The organism is Roseateles chitinivorans, from assembly GCF_002761755.1.
GTDB classification, from domain to species: Bacteria; Pseudomonadota; Gammaproteobacteria; order Burkholderiales; family Burkholderiaceae_C; genus Roseateles; species Roseateles chitinivorans.
This window is the reverse complement of the sequence record NZ_PEOG01000019.1, coordinates 79,839-95,357: the sequence shown is the minus strand read 5'-3', so window position 1 is coordinate 95,357 and position 15,519 is coordinate 79,839. Positions and strand designations below refer to the sequence as shown.

General features: G+C 69.8%; 12 protein-coding genes. 5 read left to right on the top strand and 7 right to left on the bottom strand.

Annotated elements, in window-relative coordinates:
- Positions 1 to 37: 37 nt before the first annotated feature.
- From CS062_RS09070 to CS062_RS26145, 3 genes are all read right to left on the bottom strand, one after another.
- Positions 38 to 1,594 (bottom strand): methyl-accepting chemotaxis protein, encoded by a 1,557-nt coding sequence (locus tag CS062_RS09070; RefSeq protein ID WP_099861325.1) that lies wholly within the window; start codon positions 1,592 to 1,594, stop codon positions 38 to 40.
- Positions 1,595 to 1,863: 269 nt separating this feature from the next.
- Positions 1,864 to 3,777 carry a bifunctional diguanylate cyclase/phosphodiesterase gene (locus CS062_RS09065; protein WP_099861324.1) on the bottom strand — a complete coding sequence of 638 codons (1,914 nt, stop codon included), beginning with the start codon at positions 3,775 to 3,777 and terminating at the stop codon, positions 1,864 to 1,866.
- A 35-nt stretch (positions 3,778 to 3,812) separates the two neighbouring features.
- Positions 3,813 to 4,238, bottom strand: coding sequence for a response regulator transcription factor (locus CS062_RS26145; RefSeq protein ID WP_158238721.1), 426 nt, complete (start codon positions 4,236 to 4,238; stop codon positions 3,813 to 3,815).
- 345 nt (positions 4,239 to 4,583) lie between these two features.
- Between CS062_RS26145 and CS062_RS09055 the strand changes: the two genes are divergently transcribed.
- The 4 genes from CS062_RS09055 to CS062_RS09040 all read left to right on the top strand — a co-directional run bounded on the left by CS062_RS09055 (position 4,584) and on the right by CS062_RS09040 (position 9,557).
- On the top strand, positions 4,584 to 6,659 hold the full coding sequence (locus CS062_RS09055; RefSeq protein WP_099861322.1) for a CocE/NonD family hydrolase: 2,076 nt from the start codon (positions 4,584 to 4,586) through the stop codon (positions 6,657 to 6,659).
- A gap of 95 nt (positions 6,660 to 6,754) precedes the next feature.
- Positions 6,755 to 7,240 carry a hypothetical protein gene (locus tag CS062_RS09050; RefSeq protein ID WP_233217989.1) on the top strand — a complete coding sequence of 162 codons (486 nt, stop codon included), beginning with the start codon at positions 6,755 to 6,757 and terminating at the stop codon, positions 7,238 to 7,240.
- The gene (locus tag CS062_RS09045; RefSeq protein ID WP_199174204.1) at positions 7,237 to 8,172 is read left to right on the top strand and encodes a DUF2145 domain-containing protein; all 936 of its coding nucleotides are present in this window, start codon (positions 7,237 to 7,239) and stop codon (positions 8,170 to 8,172) included. The genes CS062_RS09050 and CS062_RS09045 overlap by 4 nt, the downstream gene beginning before the upstream one ends.
- A 212-nt stretch (positions 8,173 to 8,384) precedes the next feature.
- Complete coding sequence (locus CS062_RS09040; RefSeq protein WP_099861321.1) at positions 8,385 to 9,557, top strand: glycerophosphodiester phosphodiesterase; 1,173 nt, start codon at positions 8,385 to 8,387, stop codon at positions 9,555 to 9,557.
- Positions 9,558 to 9,612: 55 nt separating this feature from the next.
- Here CS062_RS09040 and CS062_RS09035 read toward each other — a convergent pair whose 3' ends face one another.
- Positions 9,613 to 10,086, bottom strand: a complete 474-nt coding sequence (locus CS062_RS09035) for an ASCH domain-containing protein (protein ID WP_099861320.1) — start codon at positions 10,084 to 10,086, stop codon at positions 9,613 to 9,615.
- On the bottom strand, positions 10,083 to 12,224 hold the full coding sequence (locus tag CS062_RS09030; RefSeq protein ID WP_158238720.1) for a GNAT family N-acetyltransferase: 2,142 nt from the start codon (positions 12,222 to 12,224) through the stop codon (positions 10,083 to 10,085). The genes CS062_RS09035 and CS062_RS09030 overlap by 4 nt, the downstream gene beginning before the upstream one ends.
- 166 nt (positions 12,225 to 12,390) lie before the next feature.
- Here CS062_RS09030 and CS062_RS09025 point away from each other — a divergent pair, with 166 nt between their 5' ends.
- Complete coding sequence (locus CS062_RS09025; RefSeq protein ID WP_099861318.1) at positions 12,391 to 13,587, top strand: hypothetical protein; 1,197 nt, start codon at positions 12,391 to 12,393, stop codon at positions 13,585 to 13,587.
- 106 nt (positions 13,588 to 13,693) lie between these two features.
- Here CS062_RS09025 and CS062_RS09020 read toward each other — a convergent pair whose 3' ends face one another.
- On the bottom strand, positions 13,694 to 14,446 hold the full coding sequence (locus CS062_RS09020; protein ID WP_099861317.1) for an oxygen-binding di-iron domain-containing protein: 753 nt from the start codon (positions 14,444 to 14,446) through the stop codon (positions 13,694 to 13,696).
- Between the two features lie 235 nt (positions 14,447 to 14,681).
- On the bottom strand, positions 14,682 to 15,365 hold the full coding sequence (locus tag CS062_RS09015) for an ion channel (RefSeq protein ID WP_099861316.1): 684 nt from the start codon (positions 15,363 to 15,365) through the stop codon (positions 14,682 to 14,684).
- Positions 15,366 to 15,519: the final 154 nt, after the last annotated feature.

The following is a 15,519-nucleotide window of genomic DNA, read 5'->3' as shown; positions in this document are numbered from 1 at the left end:
CGGGCGGCAGGCGGACCGCCCGTCCGCAGCGGGCGACCTACCCCAGCCGGAACCGCGCCACCGATTGCACCAGCGCGTCCGCCTGCTGCCGCAGGCTCTCCGCGGCGGCGGCGGATTCCTCCACCAGCGCGGCGTTCTGCTGCGTCACCTGGTCCATCTGGCTGACCGCCTCGCCGACCTGGTGGACGCCCTGCGACTGCTCGCGGGTCGCGCTGCTGATCTCGCCGACGACGTCGGTGACGCGCCCGATGGCGGAAACGATCTCGTCCATCGTCGCGCCCGCCTCGGTCACCAGCCCGGTGCCCTGCTCGACGCGCTCGACGCTCGCGCCGATCAGCGTCTTGATCTCCTTGGCCGCCTCGGCGCTGCGTCCCGCCAGCGCCCGCACCTCCGACGCCACCACCGCGAAGCCCTTGCCGTGCTCGCCGGCGCGCGCCGCTTCGACCGCGGCGTTGAGCGCCAGGATGTTGGTCTGGAAGGCGATCCCGTCGATGGTGCCGATGATGTCGGCGATGCGGCGGCTGCTCTCGTCGATGCCGCGCATCGTGTCGACGAAACGCGCCACCACCGCGCCGCCGCGCTGCGCCACCTCGCTGGCGGAGCGGGCCAGGCGGTCCGCCTGCTGCGCGTTCTCGGAAGTCTGCTGCACCGTCTCGCCGAGCTCGGTCATCGTCGCCGCCGTCTGCTCCAGCGCGCTGGCCTGTTCCTCGGTGCGCTGGCTCAGGTCGCTGTTGCCCATGGCGATCTGCGCGCTTGCGCTGGCCACGGATTCGCTGCCTTGCCGCACGCCACCGACCACCTCCCGCAGGCCGACCTGCATCGCCTGCAGCCCGGCGATCAGGCTGCGCTCGTCGCCGGGACGGACGCGGATGTCGCCGCTGAGATCGCCGGCGGCGACCTGCCGCACCAGCCGCGCCGCCTCGGCCGGATCGCCGCCCAGGAGACGCCGGACATGCCCCAGCAGCAGCAGCGCCAGGCCGACGGCCACCAGCACCGCCACCAGCGTCAGCGAGACGCTCCAGCCGTGCCCCGCCGCATAGTCCGCCGCCGCGTCCTTGCGGGACTGCTCGCTGCCGGCGGCGTTGTAGTCGGCGCTGCGCTCGATCGCCCGGACCCAGTTGTTGAAGCTGGTGCGCGACTCGGCACGGAAGAAGGCCCGCGCCTCGGCGTCGGAGGACTCGCTGCGCGACAGGTGCAGCAGCTTCTCCTGCGCCTTGAAGTAGGCCTCGCGCGCGGCGATCACCTCGGCATAGAGCCGGCGCTCCTCGTCGTTGGTGATGAAGGGCTGGTAGGCCTGCTCCGCCGCAGCCAGCTCCTTGCGGGCGTTGGCGATCGCGCCCTCGATCTGCGCGCGCTCCTGGTGGTCCTCGGAGAGCAGATGGTCCGGCTCCATGCGCCGGATCTGGTTGGCCTTGACCCGGATGGCGGCCATGCTCTGGATGCTGGGAAGCCAGTCCTCCGCGATCTCGGTCGTGTTCTCGTGGACCCGGTTGAGCTGCAGCAGTCCCATGCCGCCGACCAGCGCGCACAGCGCCACCAGCAGCACGAAGGACACGGTCAGTTGCGTCGACAGACGCCAGGCGCCGATGTTCATGTGATCCCTCCCCCCTGGACAGACTCGATGAATGCCCCTCGACGCGGGTGCGGGCTAGCCGCCGCCCGCCAGGGGCGTCTCCCTCCACATCGGCAGATCCTGCCCGGAAGTTGAGCGCGAGGTGGCGTTTGCCGCCCCGCCTGTCGCCCATCGAAGGGACCGCCCGCGCGGGCGGCGCAACAGGCGCAGCAGGCCGGACGGCGCCGCTGCGCACGCGCCGGCCTGGCAGGCGCGCAGCACCGGCGTGGGGACACGCAGGGCGCGCGGGCTCATGCGGCCACGGCCCATTCGGAATGCCGGTGGCCGGCGATCTGGATCTGGCCCTTGCCGGTGCGCTTGACGGCGTACATCGATTCGTCGGCCGCGTGGAGCAGCTCGCGGCAGTTGTCGCCGCCGCCGCCGAGCACCGCGCCGATGCTGGCGCCGACCGAGACCTTCTCGCCGCAGTCCAGCGTGATGCGGCGCTGGATCGAGAACAGGCAGCGCTGCAGCGTCTGCTCGACATCCTCCGGACGGGAGATGCCCGACAGCAGGATCGCGAACTCGTCGCCGCCCAGGCGGGCGACCACGTCGTTGCCGCGGACCAGGGTCTGCAGCCGCTGGGCGACCTCGGTCAGCACCTCGTCGCCGGCCTCGTGGCCGTGCTGGTCATTGATGGCCTTGAAGCCGTCCAGGTCCAGGTAGCAGACCGCGAAACCGCGGCCGGTGCGGCGCGCGCCCTGAATGGCGTCGCCGACCTTCTCCTCGAACAGGCGACGGTTGGGCAGGCCGGTCAGCACGTCGCGCAGCGCCAGGTGCTGGGCCTGCTCTTCGCTGCGCTTGAGGTTGTCGATGTCCACCAGCATCCACATCGATTCGGTCTCCGAGACGACGGTGCCGTTCAGGTCCACCCAGAACTCGCTGCCGTCCTGGCGGCGCATGCGCAGCTGGGTGTGGAAGCGGCCGCCCGCGCGCATCATCGTCAGCGCGGCGTCTCGGACGCGGGCATGCTCCTGCGGGCTGAGGAACAGCCGGATGGCGGCCTGGCCGACCATCTCGCCCGGGCCGTAGCCGAACATGCGCTCCAGCGCCGGGTTGCTCCACACGGCGTGGCCGTTGCGGACGCGGACCATGCCGATCAGGTCGTTCTGCAGCATCGCGTCCTGCTCGCGCGCCAGCTTCGCCAGCGCTTCCCGCGAGCGGCGCTCGCCGCGGTGGATGCGGTGGATCAGTGCCGAGGCGGCGGCCAGCGCCAGGGCGACCAGCGCCGCCAGCAGCGACTGCCGCACGACCTGGGTCCGCCAGCCGGCCAGGAAGTAGTCGCTGCTCATGCCGGTGAACAGCGTCATCGAATAGCCCGGCACCTTGCGGTAGGCGGTGATGCGATCGACCTGGTCGATCGCCGTCGGGGTGATGTAGACCCCGCGTTCGGGGTTCTGCTCCAGCGAGCGCTGCGCCTGGTCCGACAGCGACCGGGTGCCGAAGCCCTTGGTCGAGTCGGGCTCGCCGGCGGAGTAGCGCGCCACCAGGTTCATCGCTTCCGAGCGCAGCGACACCGCGCCGGACGGGCCGAGGGCGACGCCGCTGAAGCGATCGACGAAGTGCTTGGCGGTCACCACGGCATAGACGATGCCGTCGAAGTTGCCGTCATGGTCGATCAGGCGGCGGGCCAGGATGATGCACCAGTGGTTCTGGGCGCGGCTGTTCAGCGGCTCGGAGATCACCATCGCATCGGTCGTGCGGGCCTGCGAGAAATAGGCGCGGTCGCCCACGTTGAAGGGACGCTCGCCGGGCATCAGGCCGATGCTCACCGTGCCGTGGATGTCGGCGATGCGCAGCGCGGTGACCTGCGGCAGCAGGCCGCGCTGCTCCTGCAGCAGCTTGGCGACCATCGCCGCCTGGTCCGGCGACTGGCGCGCGCTGCGGTAGCGCAGCGCGATCGTGGCCAGGGCGTTGTCGGCGTTGCGCAGCTCGGCGTTGATTTCCACGGCCATGTTCTGCGCCAGGTTCTCGACCACGTCGCGGGCGCGGTCGGTCTCGGTCGCGCGGTGGCTCCAGAGGCTGAGCGCCGTCATGCCGACCAGCGCGACGACCACCAGCAGGTTGCCGGCCACCAGCCAGGACGCCATGGCGCCGCGCGGCGACCAGGACAGCCTGGGCAGCGTCGGCAGCGGAATGCGGGGCAGCGTCATTGCGAGTTTCATGGCGGGTCCTCCCTGGTGGTGCGGGTCGCGCGGCCTCAGCCGACGGCGACGGCGCGCGGGCCGTCGCTGGTCGGGGCGTGCATCGGGGCGTTGGCCGCGCTGCGCTTGCAGAGTTCGTGCAGGTCGCTGAGCAGCTGCTCGAAATCGAAGGCCTTGTCGTAGAAGGCGTCGGCGCCGCGACGGCGGCACAGTCCGGCGACCACGCCGGAGGACTCGCCGCTGAGGATGAAGACGCGGCCCGGATAGGCCTGGCCGCGCAGGCGCGTCAGCACCGACAGGCCGCTGCCCTGCGCCAGGCGCAGGTCCAGGAGGACGACGTCGGGCGTGGTCGCCATCACGGCGTCCACCGCCTCGTCCTCGCCGGAGGCCTCGGCGACGACCGTCAGGCCGCCGAGCTTGAGGGCGCGGCGCACCAGCAGCTGGCGCACGGGAACATGGTCTTCGATGACAGCGACTTTCATGGACGCCATGGTCCGCTTCCGGCGGTCCGGGCGCCAGCAAGCGGCTGCCATTCCCGATGAGCGCCGCTTGCCGCAGCTGCTGTAGGGCCTTGACCTACAGCGCGGGCGCGGCGGCGGATCCCGACATCGCCGATGCGGTACCGCGTGACATCCTGCGCACCCGGCCGCGTCTGGTCGCGTCTGGGCGCGTCTCGTCGCTCGCGGGCCGGCGAGGCAAGCCGCATACCCATCGCACTCCTGATTTCCCCTCCGTCCCGGCGAGGGCGGCGCCCGGCATAGTCGCCGGCTCATGCCTCACAGAGTCGCCGCAGCGACCACCCGACCTCGGGATCACGGAGACAAGAGATGACCCAGGCTTCCCTCACGCCCCGCCGCGCGGCCGATTCCTGGCGCGCCCGGGGCCGCGCGCTGCTGGTCGGGCTCGCCGCCGCCGGCGCGCTTCATGCCTTCGCGCAGACGACGACGCTGGGCACGCGCGGCACGCTCGCCGCGCCCAATCCGGCGGTGACGGCCAACGCCGGTGCGACCTGGCCCGCCGCCGCGTACACCCGCGGTCCCGACCATGCGCGCGCGGTGACGCTGCCGCTGCAGTTCGTCCGGCTCTCGTCGGGCAAGCAGCTGGCGGTGCTGGTGTCGATGCCGGCGGACTTCCTGGGCATTCCCAAGTCAGGCCGCTATCCGGTGGTGCTGACCCAGACGGCCTACCGCATCGACGTCGGGCAGTTCCTCGGCGTTTTCACCCCGGCCGGCGGCAATACCCTGCTGATCGGCGGCCTGGACCAGTTCATGGTGCGCCGCGGCTATGTCACCGTCGCGGTCGATGCCCACGGCACCGGCATGAGCGGCGGCGTCACGCAGCTGATCGGCGACGAGGAGCAGCAGGCCTACCGAGAGGCGGTCGAGTGGGTGACGCGCCAACCCTTCTTCAACGGCAGCATCGGCGTGGCGGGAACCTCCTACCTCGGCATCAGCTCGCTGCTGACCGCCGGGCAGCAGCATCCGGCGGTGAAGGCCGTCTTCGCCCAGGTGCCGATGGGCGACGCCTACCGCGGCGTCGCGGCCACCGGGGGGATGTTCAACGCGCAGTTCCTCAGCACCTGGCTGCCGCTGACCCAGTCGCTGAGCGTGGCCAACGCGCCGGAACTGCTGCTCCATCCCTGGTACGCCAGCCAGATCAACGCGGCGACGGCGGATCATGTCGCGGCGATCGACGGCTGGTACGCGCCGACCTTCGACGGCTTCGTCGGCGGCGCGAGCGGCATCGCCACCGACGACGGCGGCTTCTGGGCCGGCCGTTCACCGGTGGAGAGCGCCGGGAAGATCCGGGTGCCGACCTTCATCGTCGGCGCGTCGCTGGACATCTTCCAGCGCGACCAGCCCTTGCTGTACGAGCAGCTCAAGCGCAACGTGCCGGCCAAGCTGGCGATCCTGCCGGGTGCGCACCTGCAGTCGGTGCAGGCCGGCGTCTCGGGCTACGGCGGCGCACCGTCGTACGGCCCGCCGAGCACGACCTCCCTGCTGCTGCAGTGGTTCGACCAGTACCTGCAGGGCCGCGCGACCGGCGCCGAGGCGCTGCCGACGGTGACGCAGTTCGTCGACGGCTACGGCACCGGCGGCACGCCGCGCTTCGCGACGGCGAGCGACTGGCCGCATCCGCGGATGGCGCCGCAGCGCTGGTACCTGCAACCCGACGGCAGCCTGGCCGCGCGCATCCCGGCGGAGACGGCCGAGCGGACGGTGATCGAGCCGCCGGCGCCGACCGCCACCCGCGGCACGGCGCTGGGGACGCTGTTCACCGCGAGCGTGCAGGTGCGCGACCACAGCGACTGCTCGGCGAGCCAGGTGCAGTGGACGCTGGGCCTGGCCGGGCTGCTGCCGCGGCCCTGCTACTCGGACAGCGCGCGCGTCGAGTCGCTGCAGGGCGCGGCGATCTTCGAGACCGCGCCGCTCGCGCAGGACCTCTACCTGAACGGCCCGATCCAGGCGGACCTGTGGATCTCGGCGACGCGCACCCAGGCGGCGCTGTCGGTGCGCGTCGACGACGTCGATCCGGCCACCGGCACGGTCAAGCCGCTGACGCACGGGCTGATGTCGGCCGCGCACCGGGCGGTGGACACCCGCCGCTCGCGCTTCGTCAACGGCACGATGATCCAGCCGTGGCATCCGTTCACCTCCGGCGCGGTGCTGCCGGTGGTGGCCGGCGAGCCGATGCTGGTGCCGGTGGAGGTCTTCCCGGTCGCGGCGCTGATCCGCGCGGGGCATCGCTTGCGCATCGCGATCAGCGCGAGCAACCAGGCGCAGGGCATCTGGCCGACGCCGCTGCAGCGCCAGGCCGACGGCAACGTCACGACGCTCCACGCCGGGCCTCTGCGGCCGTCGAGTGTCGTGCTGCCGGTGGTGCCCGCGGGCGAGCTCAACTGAGCCTGAACCTCCCCGGCGGGCATGAGCCGCCTGATGCTGCGCGTTCGCCTATGCTTGCGCCGTCCGGCCGCCCTCGCGGCCGGCTCGACTTGCCCATGGACGGTCTTATGCGCCACAGCTTCCCCCGCCTTTCCCTCGTCTTCGCCGCGACTGCCGCGGCCGCGGCCCTCGGCGCCGCGCCGGCACGCGCCGACAGCATCGTGACCTCGGCCTCCAGCGCCGGCTCGGTGTCGTCGAAGCAGCTGTCCGATTCGATCGGCCAGTCGAGCGACAGCTCCAGCAAGGACCGCAAGGTCGCCGAAGGCGAGTACAAGGTCCTCGCCGTCGAGGATGCCGCCGGCCGCGCCGACACGACGCGCCTGCACCTGCAGCCCGTCCGCGCCGAAGGCGGCACCGATTTCTTCCTCTACGTGCCCAAGCAGGCGGTCGCCGACCAGCCATTGCGGGTGGGCGACCATGTGCTGGCCCGCCAGCGCGATTACGGCTACGAGTTCGCCCGCGCCGAGAACCGCCAGGCCTTCCTGCTGGCGCTGCGCGACGACTGGCACCGCGAACTGGAATCCCATCCGGTGACCCTGTGAGCCCGCGCGGGCCGCGCGCCGCCACCGCGGGCGGCCGTGTCGCCGCGCTGGTCCTTGGACTCGCGCTCGTCCGGGGCGCCCAGGCAGCGACCTTCTGCGACCGCGGCGGCGAGGTCCCCGCCAGCGAGCAGGACCGCCAGCTCCAGGTCGTCGCGGTCGCGCGCCGGGTGCTGGAAGCCAGCGGCGTGGAGGCCGCGCTGGTGTCGCGCTCCGGCACCGACCTGAGTCGCTTCCAGCTGCAGTACTCCCACAGCGGCCTGGCGTTGAAGGACAGCCGCAACGGCCCCTGGTCGGTGCGACAGCTCTATTACGCCTGCGACGAGTCCCGGGCCCGGCTCTACGACCAGGGCCTGGCCGGCTTCCTGCTCAGCGCGGGCCGGACCGCGCCGATCCGGCTCGCCATCGTGACGCTGCCCGGCGAGGCCGGCGACCAACTGGCCACGCGCGCCTTGGACAACCGCCTGGCGCTCGCGCTGCTATCGCCGCGCTACAGCGCGAGCGCCTACGCCTTCGCCACGCGCTACCAGAACTGCAACCAGTGGGTCGCGGAGTTGATGGGCTTCGCCTGGACGCCCGGCGGCGAGGACCCGCCGGATCGCGCGCCCGACCGCGCGCAGGCGCAGCGCGCGCTGCGGTCGCTGGGCTATGACCCCGCGCCGGTGCTCGTACCGTCGCATGCGGTGATGTTCGCGGCCCAGTTCGTGCCGCTGATCCACAGCGACGATCATCCGCTCGACGACCTCTATGCGATGCGCCTGAAGGTCTCGACCCCGGCGGCGCTCGAGGCCTTTGCCCACCAGCGGGTGCCGCAGGCCCGGCGCATCGAGCTGTGCGCGAGCGGCGGTCAGATCGTCGTGCGCCGCGGCTGGCAGCCGCTGCCACCGGACTGCCGCGCGTCGGCGGGCGACGAGATCCTGCCGCTGGCCTCCTGAGCGCGAGCAGTTCCCTGCCGTCCCCCATGTAAGACCTGTTTCAGGGGACTTCCCGCAGCGCGGAGATCATCAAATCTTCATCCGCCAGCGCCTACCCTTCGAGCGCTTCACGTTCCGACCACGCGATCGTCACGTCGAGCCGCCGGCCGCTGCGCTGGCGAGCGCTCGCGACCTCGCCCCAACGACACCATCCGCTCGAAGGAGACCTCCGCATGAAGCTGCTCCGTTCCGCCCTGCTCGCCGCCGTCGCGGCCGCCTCGCTGGCCTCCACCGCCTGCGCGCACGAGGCCCACCACCCGCCGCGCACCAAGGAACCGCTGCTGATCGCGCACCGCGGCGCCAGCGGCTACCTGCCGGAGCACACGCTGGCCGCCTACTGGCTGGCCATCGAGCAGGGTGCGGACTATGTCGAGCCGGACCTGGTGCTGACCAAGGACGGCGTGCTGGTCGCGCGCCACGAGAATGCGATCGCCATCCTGAATGCCGACGGCTCGGTGCGCGAGGCGACGACCGATGTCGCCGAGCGGCCTGAATTCGCGTCGCGCAAGACGACCAAGTCGATCGACGGCGTGGCCATCACCGGCTGGTTCACCGAGGACTTCACGCTGGCCGAGCTCAAGACGCTGCGCGCCCGCGAGCGCATTCCCCAGATCCGTCCGGCCAACAGCCGCTTCAACGACATGTTCGAGGTGCCCACCTTCGAGGAGGTGCTGCAGCTGGTGCAGCAGGCCAACGAGCGCCGCCGCGAGGAAGCCGGCCGCGACGGCCGCTGGGGCCACGGTCGCAAGCTCAAGCCGATCGGCGTCTATCCGGAGACCAAGCATCCGAGCTACTTCGCCGGCATCGGCAAGCCGCTGGAGGAACCGCTGGTGCGCCTGCTCCACAAGTACGGCTACCGCGGGCCGGACGCGGCGGTCTTCATCCAGTCCTTCGAGGTCGGCAACCTGCGCAAGCTCAACCGCATGACGCGCGTGCCGCTGGTGCAGCTGCTCAACGGCACGGGCCAGCCCTACGACTTCACGCTGAGCGGCGACAAGCGCACCTATGCCGACCTGGCCAAGCCGGCCGGCCTGGCGGAGATCTCCAGCTATGCGCAGGGCATCGGCGCCAACACCAACCTGATGATCCCGCTGGTGGCCGGCCGGCTCGGCACGCCGACGACGCTGGTGAAGGATGCGCATGCGGCTGGCCTGATCGTGCACGGCTGGACCTTCCGCGCGGAGAACAACTTCCTGCCCAACGAGTTCGACAGCAGCGACGATCCGGCGGCGATCGGCAACCTCGCCGGCCAGATCGACGCCTTCCTGAAGCTCGGCATGGACGGCCTGTTCAGCGACCAGTCCTTCCTGGCGCGCAAGGCGATCGACGCGTATGTGAAGCGCTGAGGACCGGCGCGGGCGGGGTCTGATATCGACCAGACCCCGTTCAGAGCGACGCGGCCTAGCTGAGCAGCTTCCGACCGGCCCGGTGCGTCGCCTGTCTTTTGGACAGGTATGACGTCAGGAGGTCGCGAAGTGGAGACTCGTCGGGCATGCGCACATAGAACTGCGGTGGATGGAACCCCGGCACGGTGGCCCTGAGCTCAGCCAAGCCCACGTACTTGTGCAAGCGAGTCGGCGCATCGAGGCGCATTGCCGAGGCTTCCCGGCATCCGAGAAAGTAGTCCATGAACTCCTTGCGCTCGAGGCCCGAGACCTTGCCGAACTTTCTCCAGACGTTGTCGGGAGCGGCCGCATAGCGTTCCCCGGCAACGGCAAATCCGACGACACAGGCCATCGGCTTCTTGACATAGAACCAGACCAACGTCCCTGGTTCGACGTGCATCGATCGACGACGCAACTCGACCGTTTTTGTACCCGCAAGGATGTTGTTGGCGTGTCGCTCCTCGAGCGAAATGAGGACATGCTTCGTCATTGAAAGCCCTTCTCCAGAATTCCCTGCACCTGTTGCGCTGACAAGCGCTGAGCTGTCAGCAGCTGTTGAGGTGACCCGCAACCCAAGGCCTTCAAGTCCTCCAGGCCAACGGGACACGGCAGTCGGAGCACATTGTCGAAGACGGTGACGGTCTTTGTGGCGGCCGCGCCAACCTCCGGCAATTGGTCTTCGGTCAGGACAGATCCAGCAAGGTCCTCCACCTCGGCCTCTCCCTGTCCCCGATGGAACGCTCGCAAGACACGGCCGACGGCAATCACCGAGCGCGTCCCCCCGCCCTTGCCTGATTCATAGAAAAACATCAGGTCGCCCCGCCGAAAGTTCTTCAATGTATTTGGACCACTGACATAGAGGCGTTGAGGCCGCAGCTGCGCCTTGTTCACAGGTAACCAAGATGTCTGCGGCGATTGCGCTATCAGGGGTTCCTCAAAGCGTCGTTGTATCGGGACCATCACACCATCGCGGCCTTCAAGACACAGCAATGCAGGCGCCAACAGCGCTTCCAGTTGAAAGATGGAAAGGTGCATGCGTTGACCGTCCCGCCGAAGCACCGGCAGTTGTTGATCCACATGACGGTACTTGGGCGGCTGCTCGGGAAGCTGCATGGCGGCGGTGGAAATCAGGGCGTGTCGGGTGGTCGCCCAAGTCGACACCCGCACATGCTGCCTCAAGGACACCTTCATCAACTCAGTCGGAGCGCTTGGCGATGCCGTGTAGCCAAACGAAGCAGCGGCTTCCCGGAGTGTGGCCTGCTGCTTCGGGCAACTGAGATGTATGTTCCCTACACCGCCGATCGGAACGCTCTCGTGGAGGCGAAGAAGAAGTGCATGGGCGGCGGCATCAGCCCCGGGCAGATCCTCCCGCACGGCCACATGCGCCCGTATGTGGGCCGGTTGCGGGCTCGCGGGCAGGGCCATGTACCCAACGACCGACCCTTCACATCGAGCGACGAGCCGCACACACGCCGTGGTCCTGACTTCTGCCGCAGCCCATTGCGAGAGTTGCTCGACCACTTCGACTCCCAAGAGGGTGAGCAACGCCTGAATCGCCGGACCGTCGTCATGGTGTGCGCGCTCGATGGTGATCGAGTCGTCATTTGGAGCCGCATGAACGACCGGCAATTCATGTTCATCCAGCGGGGCTTGGAAGCGCACCGGGGATAGAACATCCAGCCCGTACGCCCTCCGTAGCAATGGCGCGGCAGCCAAGACCGTCTCATCGCTGGTGATCAGGCCGGGAAGGCCGTTATGGATGGCCGTCGCAAGATGCTTCAGGTCGGAAAGGTCATTGGCGCTGAGGGCGCCGACGCGGGATCGAGCGGGAAATACGATCTCTCCCAAGCTGGGTAGCAAACGTGCCAGCACCTCTGTATCGGGAACGGGGAAACGCGCCAGCGTCCCTGCGAAGGCGAGCATGGGGTCGGTTTTGGCGTCGCGCGCCGTGCGCGTCAACTCTGTCTCGATCTCAGAGCTGATCGCCAGCGCACAAGTCTGCATGCGCTCGGCTCGAAAGACGTCCAGCGCGAGCGGGTGCCGTTCGCGCCTTGGTCCGAGATCGAAAAGCACATTCAAGTCCAGCAGATACAAGGGTCGTGTCCGCCGACCGCCAAAGTCCAACCCCAGAGGATCTGCCGCACTGATGCCGCTGCCAGAAATGAGCTGGGCAGTTTTCAACTCGTGGGCCCGCACAACGATGGTCCGGTTGCGGCTCTTCCCGCCTTGAGTAAGGCGCTGCGTATAGAAGCCTTGAGAGTTCCAGAATCCGTTGGCTTGGGTGAGGTCCTCCGCGACGCGCGCGAAGATCGAGATGAATCCCAGATCCGTCAGGTGCGCCTTCAGGACGTTCAGCAGAGCGGCGCCAAGCTGCCGCCCTCGAAAGCCCTTGGCCACATGGATCTGAAGCACATGCGCCCTCGGAAACTTCACATCGAACAGCAGATGCCCTGCGTACGTCTCCTCGTCGCCCTCGACGTCGACCAATACGAGCAACTGCTCCTTGCGACTGAACTCCGCATAGACCGACTCCGCGAAGAAGCCAAGCGCCAGGCGGTCCGCGTCCGCAGCCTTGACCACCGCGGGCAGATGCGCCTTCACCCGGGCGGCCGACATCAACGTCTGCATTCGATTGGCCTCCATCCCTAGGTCCCTCTTGAACTGGTCTCACCGATGCTAGCCAGCCCTGGACACGCCTCCGCGCACCGGTGTTGCCTCAGTCACACACGTGGACGGATCCAACCTCCCGTCTCCACTTCGCTAGACTCCCTCCATTCCACTGGAGCCGTCCTGCATGTCCGCCCCCGCGCCCCTGCTGCTGCCCCCGCCCGAGTTGAAGGGCGTCGACGAGGTCGTTGCCGACCCTTTGCGCTTCAAGGCCAAGCTCGCCATCGGCGAGGAGGCTTATGCCTCGCTGCGCCTGATCAATCGCGGTCGCGAGGTGTGGGACGTGCTCGGCGCCGCCGGCGCGGGCGCGGCGGTCGCCAAGACCGGCCTGGTCGCGTCGCTGCTGGGCGCGTCGGCCACGCCGATCGGCTGGGTCGCCTTCGCCGCCCTCGCCTCGGGCGGCGCCTGCTACGGCATGTACCGCCTGCTCAGCTCGACCAAGGGCGAGCGCGTCATCGAGATCCCCAAGTACCTCAACACCCCGCTGGACACGCTGGGCCTGGCGCTGTTCGACCTGATCGCGCCGCTGTCGCTGCGGCTGGCGGCCGTCGACGGCACCATCGAAGCCGCCGAGCGCCAGTACCTCGTCGACCACCTGATCGGCGACTGGGGCTTGAACCGCGCCTTCGTCGAGCAATCCGTCGCCGCCGTCGAGGCGCGGCTCGGTGGCAGCGACCTGGCCGCGATGGCGGCCGAGGGCGCCGAGTTCCTCCACCTGAATCCCGATTGCAACCACGCCGCCATCGCCAAGGACCTGGGCGTGTTCATGCGCGGCATGCTCGAGGCCGGCGGTCCGCTGACGCCGGCCGAGACCGAGGCGCTCGACACCGTCGTGCGGCTGCTCGCCACGGCGCCGCCGGGCGAGCTGTCCAAGCGCTGGAACCAGACCATGGGACTGGCCGGCGGCGCAGCGGGCCAGGTGCGGACCGTGCTGGTCGATGCCGCCGACTGGACCCAGCAGCGACTGCCCAGCGCCGACCAGGTCCGCGCGACGACAGCCACCGCCGCGACGACCGCCTGGGACGCGGCGCGCAAGGCGGCGGACTGGACGCAGCAGCAGCTGCCGACCATCGACCAGGTCCGGGCACAGGCCGGCGACGCCGCCACGCAGGCGGCCGACGCGGCGCGCAAGGCCGCGCTGTGGACCCAGGAGCGGCTGCCCAGCGCCGAGCAGGTCCGCAACACCACCGCCGAGGCCGCCAACCAGGCCATGGGCGTCGCGAAAAAGGGCTTCGCCTGGGCCAAGGACCTGACGACACGCGCGCCCGATGCCAAGGACGCCGATCAGCTGCCGCGCGGTGATGTGCCGCCGGCCAAACGCTAGGCGGCTCCGGCTCCGGCTCCGGCTGCGACTGCCGCAGCGACGCTGCGCCGCACGACACGGCGACGGGCCGCCTGCACGGTGATCCTTCCGCGCTGACGTCGCCCGCTCAGGGCATCGCGTAGTCGCGCTGGGTCACCAGGTCGATGCCGCATTGCAGCGTGCCCACCCAGTCGATGAACTCCTCCACCGCGCGGCCGACCAGTGGCGCGCCGTGCTGCGGCACGATCATGCGGATGGGCAGCGGGCGGACCATCTCGGCCCACAGCCGCAGCACCTTGCCGCTGACCATGTAGCGGCGATGAAAGGCCGCCATCGACGCGATGTGCGGCCCCAGCGCGCTGATCGGTCGCTGCGGATCGACGCCGATCGACACGCCCAGGTCGCCCGAGAACAGGATGCCGCTGGCCGCGTCCCAGAACTGGAAGTTGCCCTCCGAGTGCATGAAGTGCGCGGGCAGCGCGACCAGCTCGCTGGCACCGACGGCGATGCGCATGCCGCGGTCCGGAATGCCGATCACGCGCCCGGCCGTCTTGCCCGGCTTGCAGAAGTGCGGGACGAAGCGCTCCCAGATCGCCGAGATGTAGACCGGCGCCTCGGTCGCCGTCATCCAGCGGTCCAGCGACGCGATGATGTCCGGGTCGGCATGCGAGGCCAGGATCGCCGACAGCCGATGCGGCGGGAAGCAGCTCGTCATGCCGATGTAGAGGTCGTTGTAGGCCAGGTTGCCGCCCGGGTCGATGACCGCGCCGGTGTTGCCGTCGACGATCAGGAACTGGTTGGCCTGCACCCCGTCGTCATGGCCGAAGTCGCTGAACATCAGGCAGCGATGACCGCCCCCGTTGAAGAGTTCCATCGGCATCGCCGCCTCCCTGATCGCTGCGGATCGTTGTGAAAGGCGGCGACGATAGCGAGCGCAGCCCCACCCTTCGGCGCGCGGCGGGCGACGGCTGCACGCCGCGCCGGCGGGCTTGATGATTCGCAAGGTCGAGGCCGGACCGCGGCCGCGCAACGCTCGCCTCGTCCAAGCGGTCGATGCCGTGGTGACCGGCCAGGGCGCAGAGGACGGTTCGTCGAGGACCGTCCGTCGACGAGCGTCAGTCGAGGTCGGACAGCTCGCGACGCCGGATCAGCGTCAGCCCGATCAACCGCGACACGACGGCCGCCAGGTACATGACGCCGACGAACATCTCGACCGTCGTGACGGCCCGCGCCAGCGGCTTCACCGGGATCACGTCGCCGATGCCGGTGCTGGACAGCAGCGCGAAGCTCAGGAACATCAGCTCGGTCCAGGTGCGCGGCGACTGCGGGTCCACCGCCGCCGAGAAGCTGCCCGGATACAGCGCCTGCACGACGACGAACAGGTGCGCGAAACCCCAGGCCAGCAGGGTGAAGGTGGCGCCGGCGGCGAAGAGCTCGTCGGTGGTCGCATGCCAGTCGCTCATCATGTAGGCGATCAGGCTGGCCGCGGCATAGAAGTAGAACAGCGCCTCCAGCGCGGCGGACCATGGCAGGAGCTGGTCCATGCCCCAGAACGCCTGCAGCAGCAGGAGCCCGATCGCCGGCAGCGCGATCGTCACGCTCAGCCAGGTCAGCCCCGGCGTGCTGCGCACCATGCGCGTCGTGAAGACCAGCACCACGATGCCGAAGGCGCTGAGCGCCAGCGGCGCGGCGCGGCTGGACTCGATCAGCGGATAGAGCAGCAGCCCCAGCAGCTGCACCATCAACAGGATGGCGGACGGATGACGCCGCGTCAGGACGAGGACTCGGAGGACACGCATCGGCGCATTCTCTCCGCACGCGGCGCGCTGCCCCTCTGCCACCACCGCGGCGTCGCCACAATGCGGTGCCGTCCTACGTCCCCCGCCGTCGCCTTGAGGTCCAATGGGCCACCCCGGCGGGATGGGCGCGAAGCGACGCGGCCGCCGGTCAATC